This is a genomic window from Actinacidiphila sp. bgisy144 (assembly GCF_057708105.1).
Map to the genome: position 1 here is coordinate 1 of NZ_JBYIRM010000068.1, position 9,337 is coordinate 9,337.

The window sequence follows — 9,337 nt, forward strand, 5'->3', positions numbered from 1 at the left end:
GGTGGATACCGCCCAGCTGGATGGGGGGTATTGGTATCGGAATTTGCGGGAGCCGGTGCGGTTTGGTGAGGTTGTTGCCGGGTTGGTGGCTGAGGGGCATCGGGTGTTTGTGGAGGTCAGTCCGCATCCGGTGTTGGGTATGGCGGTTGCGCAGGCGGGTGAGGGCCTGGTCGCGGCGGCCAGTTTGCAGCGTGGTGACGGTGGCCGGGACCGGTGGCTGACCGCACTGGCGAGCGCCTGGACCGCAGGCGTCGACGTGGACTGGGCCGCGGTGACTGCTGATGAGGGTCGGCCGGTGAAGGTTGGGCTGCCGACGTATGCGTTCCAGCGGCAGCACTATTGGCCGAAGCCGGTGGCCGGTCGTGGGGATGCTTCGTCGGCTGGTCAGCAGCGTTCCGGGCATGCGTTGTTGGCGGCTGCGGTGTGGCTGGCTGATGGTGATGGGTTGGTGTTGACGGGTCGGTTGTCGCTGGCCGCGATGCCGTGGCTGGCCGACCACGCGGTCCACGGCACCGTGCTGCTACCGGGGACGGCGTTCGTGGACCTGGCCGTCCACGCCGGGGACCTGGCCGGGTGCGGTGTCCTGGAGGAACTGACCCTCCAGGAGCCCCTGGTCCTTCCCGCCTCTGGCGGCGTGCAGGTCCAGATCCACCTCGGCGACAGCGATGGCGACAGTGGTCGACGCACGGTCGTGGTCTCTTCCCGTGAGGGGGAGGGCGAATGGGTGCGGAACGCGGTCGGTGTGCTGACGCCGGTCGGGGCCGAGAGCGCTCCTGTTCCGTTGGGTGTTTGGCCGCCGGTCGGTGCGGAGCCGGTTCCGGTGGATGGCGCCTATGAGAGGCTCGCCCAGCGCGGTTACGCCTACGGTCCGGCGTTCCAGGGCCTGCGCCAGGCATGGCGTGCCGGGGACACCGTCTACGCCGAGGTCGAGCTGCCCCAGGCCGCGGACGGTGATGTTGCCGGGTTCGGCCTGCACCCCGCTTTGCTCGACGCCGCTCTGCACGGTCTCCTCGTCGCCAGCAGTAGTAGCAGTAGTAGCAGTGATGCTGGGAGGACGGAGCTGCCGTTCGCGTGGTCGGGGGTGCGTTTGCTGGCGGGCGGTGCCCGCCACCTGCGGGTGGTGCTGACACCCGGGTCGGGAGGGATCTCGGTCACCGCGTTCGACGCTGTTGGTGAACCCGTCTTGCAGGCGCGGTCGCTGTCGTTGCGGGAAGTTGCGGCGGGGCAGTTGGGTGGGGCTGCTCGTCACGTGCGGCAGTCGCTGTTCACGGTGGACTGGGTCCCGCTGCCTGCCCCGCAGGGCTCTGACACCGCCGTGGTGCAGTGGACGCGGCACGGCCAGACGGCCCCCGCTATCGGGCAAGAGGTTCCTCCGGTGGTGGTGGCGGTGGTGCCGGCTGCCCCGTTGGGCGATTCGGTACCAGTAGCGGCTCAGTCGGCTGCTGTGACGGTGTTGGGTTGGGTGCAGGAGTGGCTGGCCGATCCCGAGACCGCTGGTTCGCGGTTGGTGGTCTGGACCCAAGGTGCGTCCGCCGGGCAGGACCTGGCCGGTGCGGCAGTGGCGGGTCTGATCCGCTCGGCGCAGTCCGAGCACCCGGGGCGTGTGCTGCTGGTCGATGTCGACCCGGCGGCCGGCCTGGACCCTGCCAACGAAGTGGACGTGGACGCCGTCCTGTCCCTGGCCCTGGATGCCGGCGAACCCGACATCCGCATCCGTCCGGCTGCTGACGGCGGCAGTGGTGTGGCGGCGTTCGGTAGGCGGTTGGCGAGGGCCGGGGTCGCGGCGGGGGAGCTTATTCTGCCCGGGAACCCAGGGTGGCGGGTGGAGGTGACCGAGCCGGGTGATCTGGGCAGTACGGCGGTGGTTGATGCGCCCGAGGCAGGCGCGGCGCTGTCGGCGGGGCAGGTTCGGGTGGGCCTGCGTGCGGTCGGGCTGAACTTCCATGACGTGCTGCATGGGCTGGGGATGGTTGCGGACGGTCGAGTGCTGGGCGGGGAAGGCGCTGGGGTGGTGCTGGAGGCCGGGCCGGGGGTGGATGGTCTGGTGGTGGGGCAGTCGGTGATGGGTCTGGTGCCGGGGTGGGGGCCGGTGGGGGTGGTGGACAGCCGGCTGGTGGCTGCGGTGCCGCGGGGGTGGTCGTTCCAGCAGGCCGCATCGGTGCCGGCAACGTTCCTGACCGCGCTCTATGCGCTGCGGGATCTGGCCCAGGTCCGCCCGGGGCAGCGAGTCCTTATCCATGCCGGGACCGGCGGCGTGGGCACGGCTGCGGTGCAGCTGGCGAGGGCGTGGGGTTTGGAGGTCTTCGCGACTGCGAGTCCGGCGAAGCAGGCCGCCTTGCGGGCGATGGGCGTGGCGGACACCCACATTGCCTCGACGCGCGATCTGGCGTTCTGTGAGCGGTTCTTGGCCGTGACCGGTGGTGCGGGCATGGACGTGGTCGTCAACGCTCTGGCGGGGGAGTTCACGGACGCGTCGCTGCGGTTGCTGCCGCGTGGTGGGCGGTTCGTCGAGATGGGCAAGACCGACATCCGTGATGCCGAGCAGGTTGCCCAGGACCGGCCTGGGGTGATCTATCGGGCGTTCGATCTGATGGACGCGGGTGTCGACCGGATCGCAGAGATGTTCGCTGAGCTCGGCGGCATGTTCGAGGCCGGGGTACTGACTCCGCCGCCGGTGACGTGTTTCGAGTTGTCGCAGGCGGTGGCGGCGCTGCGGTATGTGCAGGGCGCCCGGCATGTGGGCAAGGTCGTGCTGAACGTCCCCGCCGCCTGGGACCCGCAGGGCACCGTCCTGGTCACCGGCGGGACGGGGACCCTGGGCGGGGAGTTGGCCCGGCACCTGGTCACCGTCCGCGGTATGCGGCATGTGGTGTTGTTGTCGCGGCGGGGTCCGGCGGCGCCGGGGGTGGCTGGTCTGGTTGCGGAGTTGGCTGAGCTGGGCGCGGAGGTGCGGGTGGTGGCCGGCGATGCCGCCGACCGGGACGCTCTCGCCTCGGTCCTGGCCAAGATTGCGGTCGAGCGTCCGTTGACGGCGGTGGTGCACGCCGCCGGGGTGATCGATGACGCGACGGTCGAGTCCCTGACGCCGCAGCGGATGCTGCCGGTGCTGTCGGCGAAGGTTGACGCGGCCTGGAACCTGCACGAGTTGACCGAGGACGCGGGCCTGGCCGGGTTCGTGCTGTACTCCTCGGCCGCGGCGGTCATGGGCAGCGCGGGGCAGGGCAGTTACGCGGCGGCGAACGCGTTCCTGGACGCGTTGGCTGTCTATCGCCGGGAACGTCACCTTACCGGTCAGTCGCTGGCGTGGGGCCTGTGGGAACAGACCTCTGAGATGACCGAGCAGCTGGAGGGCGCGGGCCTGTCCCGTCTGCGTCGCGGCGGTGTTCAGCCGATGTCGACTGCGCAGGGTCTGGCGCTGTTCGAGGCTGCTTCCGCGTCTGGTGTGCCGTTGATGGTTCCGGCCCGTTTGGACTTGGCCGCGCTGTCTCGTCCGGGTGTTTCGCCTTCACCGTTGTTGAGTGGTCTGACGGCGGGTGCTCCGGGTCGTCCTGTCGCTGCCGCGGCAGCCGCGGGTGGAGGCGGGTTGGCCGCGCGGCTGGCCGGGCTCAGCCCGGCCGATCGTGAGGAGGAGGTCCTGCGGGTCGTCCGGACCGCTGCGGCGGTGGTGCTGGGTCATGCCAGTCCGGGGGAATTGGACCCCCAGCGGGCGTTTCGTGAGATGGGGATCGATTCGCTGACCGCGCTGGAGTTGCGCAACCGGCTCGCTACCGAGACCGGCCTCACTCTTCCCGCGACCCTTGTTTTTGATCAGCCGACACCGGTTGAGCTCGCCCGGTATCTGGTGGCGGAGACGTGTGGAACCGAAGGAGCCGAAGGGACCGCCGGGGGCGCTACTGTGCCGGCGGTCCGTGCGGGGGCGGATGAGCCGGTGGCGATTGTCGGGATGGGTTGTCGGTTCCCGGGTGGGGCGGAGGACCCGGAGGGTTTCTGGCGGTTGGTTGCCGGGGGGACCGATGCGATGTCGGGGTTCCCTGGTGACCGTGGCTGGGATCTGGAGGGTTCGGGTGTTTTCGATCCCGATGGTGGGGGCCAGGATTACGCCCGGGTGGGCGGTTTTGTGGGTGGCGCTGGTGGGTTCGATGCGGAGTTTTTCGGGATCAGTCCGCGTGAGGCGTTGGGGATGGATCCCCAGCAGCGGCTGCTCTTGGAGACGTGCTGGGAGGCGTTGGAGGACGCGGGTATCACCCCGGGGTCGCTGCGGGGTACTGATGCCGGGGTGTACGCCGGCGTTATTACGTCCGCCTACCGGATCAGCGAACAGGACGGTGCCGGCGGCTTCGGGATGACGGGGACGACGGCGAGTGTGGCGTCGGGTCGGGTGGCGTATGCGTTGGGGTTGCAGGGTCCTGCGGTTTCGATTGATACGGCGTGTTCGTCGTCGTTGACGGCGATTCACCTGGCGGCGCAGGCGTTGCGGTCGGGTGAGTGCTCGCTGGCGTTGGCTGGCGGGGTTACGGTGATGGCTGCTTTGGGAGTGTTCGCTGAGTTTGCGCGGCAGCGGGGGTTGGCTGCTGATGGGAGGTGCAAGCCGTTCGCGGAGGCGGCTGACGGCACCGGGTGGGGTGAGGGCGTTGGCGTGGTGGTGTTGGAGCGGTTGTCGGTTGCTCGCGCGCGTGGGCATCGGGTGTTGGCAGTGGTGGCGGGTAGTGCGGTCAACCAGGACGGGGCCAGTAATGGTCTGTCGGCGCCGAACGGTCCCTCGCAGCAGCGGGTGATTCGGGCGGCGTTGGCGAGTGCGGGGTTGCAGCCGGGTGATGTGGATGTGGTGGAGGCGCATGGCACTGGGACGGCGTTGGGTGATCCGATCGAGGCGCAGGCGCTGCTGGCGACGTATGGGCAGGGTCGGCCGGAGGGCCGGCCGTTGTTGCTGGGGTCGGTGAAGTCGAATATCGGTCACACGCAGGCGGCTGCGGGTGTGGCGGGTGTGATCAAGATGGTGCAGGCGATGCGGCACGGGATGCTTCCGCAGACCCTGCATGTGGATGCTCCGTCGTCGCATGTGGATTGGTCGGCGGGGGCGGTGGAGTTGCTGACCGCGCCGCGTGAGTGGCCGGCGGGTTCTGGTCCGCGACGTGCGGGTGTGTCGGCGTTCGGGATCAGTGGCACGAACGTCCACGTCATTCTGGAGCAGCCTGCAGAGGATGTCCCTGCCCTGGACGTCCCTGCCGACGACGGGTTGGTGTCCACCTCCGAGTTGGAGTTGGCCGCGGGTTCGGTGGTGTGGGTGGTGTCGGCGCGGTCTGATGCGGCGTTGGTGGCGCAGGCGGGTCGGTTGGCTGAGTTCGTCGATGCTCGCCCTGAGGTCTCGGTCGGGGATGTGGCGTTGTCGTTGGCGGTGACGCGGACGACTGGGTTCTCGCACCGGCTTGCGGTGGTCGGCCGGGACCGTGGTGAGTTGGTGGAGGGGTTGGCTGCTGCTGTGTCGGGGCGGGAGTCGGCCGGTGTGGTGGCGGGGGTTGCTGGTTCTGTGTCGCGGCCGGTGTTTGTGTTTGCGGGGCAGGGTGCGCAGTGGGTGGGGATGGGGGTGCGGTTGTGGGAGGAGGAGCCGGTGTTTGCGGCGGCGATGGAGCGGTGTGAGCGGGTGTTGGAGCCGTTGACGGGTTGGCGGTTGCGTGAGGTGTTGGGGGATGAGGGGTTGTTGTCGCGGGTGGAGGTGGTGCAGCCGGCGTCGTGGGCGGTGATGGTGAGTTTGGCCGCGTTGTGGCGGGCGGTGGGGGTGGAGCCGGTGGCGGTGGTGGGTCACAGTCAGGGGGAGATTGCGGCGGCGTGTGTGGCAGGTGGGTTGTCGTGGGAGGACGGCGCGCGGGTCGTGGCGTTGCGTAGTCGGGCGTTGGCCGGGCATCTGGCGGGCACGGGCGGGATGGTGTCGGTGCCGGCCGGTCTGGCCGAGGTGGGGGAGTGGATTGCCCGCTGGGGTGGGGACTTGTCGGTGGCGGCGGTCAATGCTCCCCGGCAGGTGGTGGTGGCCGGTGCCGCCCAGGCGTGTGCGGAGTTCGCGGAGGCGTTTGCGGAGCGCGGGGCGCGACGGATCGCGGTCGACTACGCCTCCCACACTGCACATGTCGAGGCGGTGAGGGAGAGTCTGGCTGAGGATCTGGCGGGACTGTCCCCGGTCAGTGGTGCGGTGCCGTTCTATTCGACGCTTGAGGCGCGGGTGGTGGATACCGCCCAGCTGGATGGCGGGTATTGGTATCGGAACCTGCGGGAGCCGGTGCGGTTCGGTGAGGTCCTGGCCGCGCTGGCGGCTGAGGGGCATCGGGTGTTTGTGGAGGTGAGTCCGCATCCGGTGTTGGGTATGGCGGTCGCGCAGGCGGGTGAGGGCCTGGTCGCGGCGGCCAGTTTGCAGCGTGGTGACGGTGGCCGGGACCGGTGGCTGACCGCACTGGCGAGCGCCTGGACCGCAGGCGTCGACGTGGACTGGGCTACGGTGACCGGCGGTGAGGGTCGGGCGGTGAAGGTTGGGCTGCCGACGTATGCGTTCCAGCGGCAGCACTACTGGCCGAAGCCGGTGGCTGGTCGTGGGGATGCTTCGTCGGCTGGTCAGCAGCGTTCCGGGCATGCGTTGTTGGCGGCTGCGGTGTGGCTGGCCGAGGGCGACGGGTTGGTGTTGACGGGTCGGTTGTCGCTGGCTGCGATGCCGTGGTTGGCCGACCACGCGGTCCACGGCACGGTGCTGTTGCCGGGGACGGCGTTCGTGGACCTGGCCGTCCACGCCGGCGATCTGGCGGGGTGCGGTGTCCTGGAGGAGTTGACGCTCCAGGAGCCCCTGGTCCTTCCCACCTCCGGTGGCGTGCAGTTGCAGGTCCACGTCGGCGACAGTGATGGCGGCAGTGGTCGACGCACGGTCGTGGTCTCTTCCCGTGAGGGGGAGGGCGAGTGGGTGCGGAACGCGGTGGGCGAGTTGGCTCCGGTCGGCAGCGAGCCGGTCCCTGCCCCGCTGGGTGTCTGGCCTCCGGCGGGTGCGGTGTCGGTTCCGGTCGACGATGCCTACGAGAAGTTCGCCGGGCGGGGCTATCAGTACGGGCCGGCGTTCCAGGGCCTGCGTCAGGTGTGGCAGGCCGGGGACACCGTCTACGCCGAGGTTGAGCTGCCTGAGAGTGCGGAGGCTGATCCGGCGGGGTTCGGGCTGCATCCTGCTTTGCTCGACGCGGCTTTGCATGGTCTCCTCGCCACCAGCAGTAGTGGCAGTGATGCCGTGCGGACGGGGTTGCCGTTCGCGTGGTCGGGCGTCCAACTGCTGGCCGCCGGTGCCCGCCACCTGCGGGTGGTGCTGGCGCCCGGGTCGGGCGGGGTCTCGGTGACGGCGTTCGACGGTGTTGGTCAGCCGGTGCTGGCGGCCCGGTCACTGGCTTTGCGAGAGGTTGCGCCGGGGCAGTTGGGTGGGGCCGGTCGGCAGGTGCGGCAGTCGCTGTTCACGGTGGACTGGGTTCCGCTGCCGGCGCAGGCTTCGGCGGATGCGGTGCAGTGGGTGCGGCACGGTGGGTCCGAGGTGGCTCCGGTGGTGGTGGCGGTGGTGCCGGCTGCCCCGTCGGGGGTTTCGGCGCCGGAGGCGGCTCACCAGGCTGCTGCGACGGTGTTGGGTTGGGTGCAGGAGTGGCTGGCCGATCCCGAGACGGACAACGCGCGGTTGGTGATCTGGACCAAGGGCGCGGCCACCGGGCAGGACCTGGCCGGTGCCGCGGTGGTGGGTTTGGTGCGTTCGGCGCAGTCGGAGCACCCGGGGCGTGTGCTGCTGGTCGACGTCGACCCGACGGCAGGGCTGGACCCTGCCCGGGACACTGACGTGGACACCGTCTTGGCTGCGGTGCTGGGTGCCGATGAGCCGGAGATCCGCATCAGTCCCGCAGCCGACGGCGGCAGCGGTGTGGCGGTGTTCGGGCGTCGGCTGGCCCGGGGCGTGACGAAGGAGCCCGGAGTTGCGCCCGTCGAGTGGGACCCGCAGGGCACCGTCTTGATGACCGGCGGGACCGGGACCCTGGGCGGGGAACTGGCCCGGCACCTGGTCACCGTGCGTGGCATGCGGCATCTGGTGTTGGTGTCGCGGCGTGGCCCGGCGGCGCCGGGGGTGGCTGGTCTGGTCGCGGAGTTGGCTGAGCTGGGCGCGGAGGTGCGGGTGGTGGCCGGCGATGCCGCCGACCGGGATGCCCTCGCCTCGGTCTTGGCCAAGGTTGCGGTGGAGCGGCCGTTGACGGCGGTGGTGCACGCCGCGGGGGTGATCGATGACGCCACGGTGGAGTCGTTGACGCCGCAGCGGATGGCGCCGGTGCTGTCGGCGAAGGCTGACGCGGCCTGGAACCTGCATGAGCTGACCGAGGACATGAGACTGGCCGGGTTCGTGTTGTACTCCTCGGCTGCGGCGGTCATGGGCAGTGCGGGGCAGGGCAGTTACGCGGCGGCGAACGCGTTCCTGGACGCCCTGGCTGTCTATCGCCGGGATCGTCACCTGGTCGGTCAGTCGTTGGCGTGGGGCCTGTGGGAACAGACTTCGGAGATGACCGGGCATCTGGATGGCGCTGGTATGTCTCGTCTGCGTCGTGGTGGCCTCGAGCCGATGTCGACGGAGCAGGGTCTGGCGTTGTTCGAGGCCGCGGTCGCGTGGGGTGTGCCGTTGGCGGTCCCGGCCCGCTTGGACCTGACGCGGCTGTCTCGTGGAGGTCGGCCGGTGCCCGCGCTACTGCGGGGTCTGGCTGGGGGTGCTCTGGCCCGCCCGACCGCGGCCGTTGCCGTGGACGAGGCCGGTTTGGCGGCCCGGTTGGTCGGGCTCGGTTCCGTTGAGCGTGAGCAGGAGGTTTTGGAGATCGTCCGAGCTGCTGCGGCCGTTGTCCTGGGTCATGCCGGCTCGGCTGACATCGATTCCGAGCGGGCGTTCCGTGACATGGGTATCGATTCGCTGACGGGGCTGGAGTTGCGTAACCGGCTCGCGGCCGAGACCGGCCTGAGTCTTCCCGCGACCTTGGTCTTCGACCAGCCGACGCCGCTGGAGGTGGCCCGGTATCTGGTCACAGAGGCGTGCGGGACTGACGGCGTGGCTGCCGTATCTGCTGTATCTGCCGTCCGTGTCGGGGTGGATGAGCCGGTGGCGATTGTGGGGATGGGTTGTCGGTTCCCGGGTGGGGTGGAGGATCCGGAGGGTTTCTGGCGGCTGGTTGCGGAAGGCTCCGATGCGATGTCGGGCTTCCCGGCGAACCGCGGCTGGGATACGTCGGGCCTGTTCGCGTCTGGTGATGAGGGCGCTGCCTATGCCCGGGTGGGTGGGTTCCTTGATGGTGCGGGTGAT

1 protein-coding gene is annotated in these 9,337 nt (G+C 70.0%); it reads left to right on the plus strand.

Features of this window, described 5'->3' with window-relative positions; genetic code table 11:
• Position 1: 1 nt before the first annotated feature.
• The coding region (locus tag AC3EVP_RS36395; RefSeq protein ID WP_435137943.1) for an SDR family NAD(P)-dependent oxidoreductase at positions 2–9,337 on the plus strand (9,336 nt) is incomplete at its 3' end.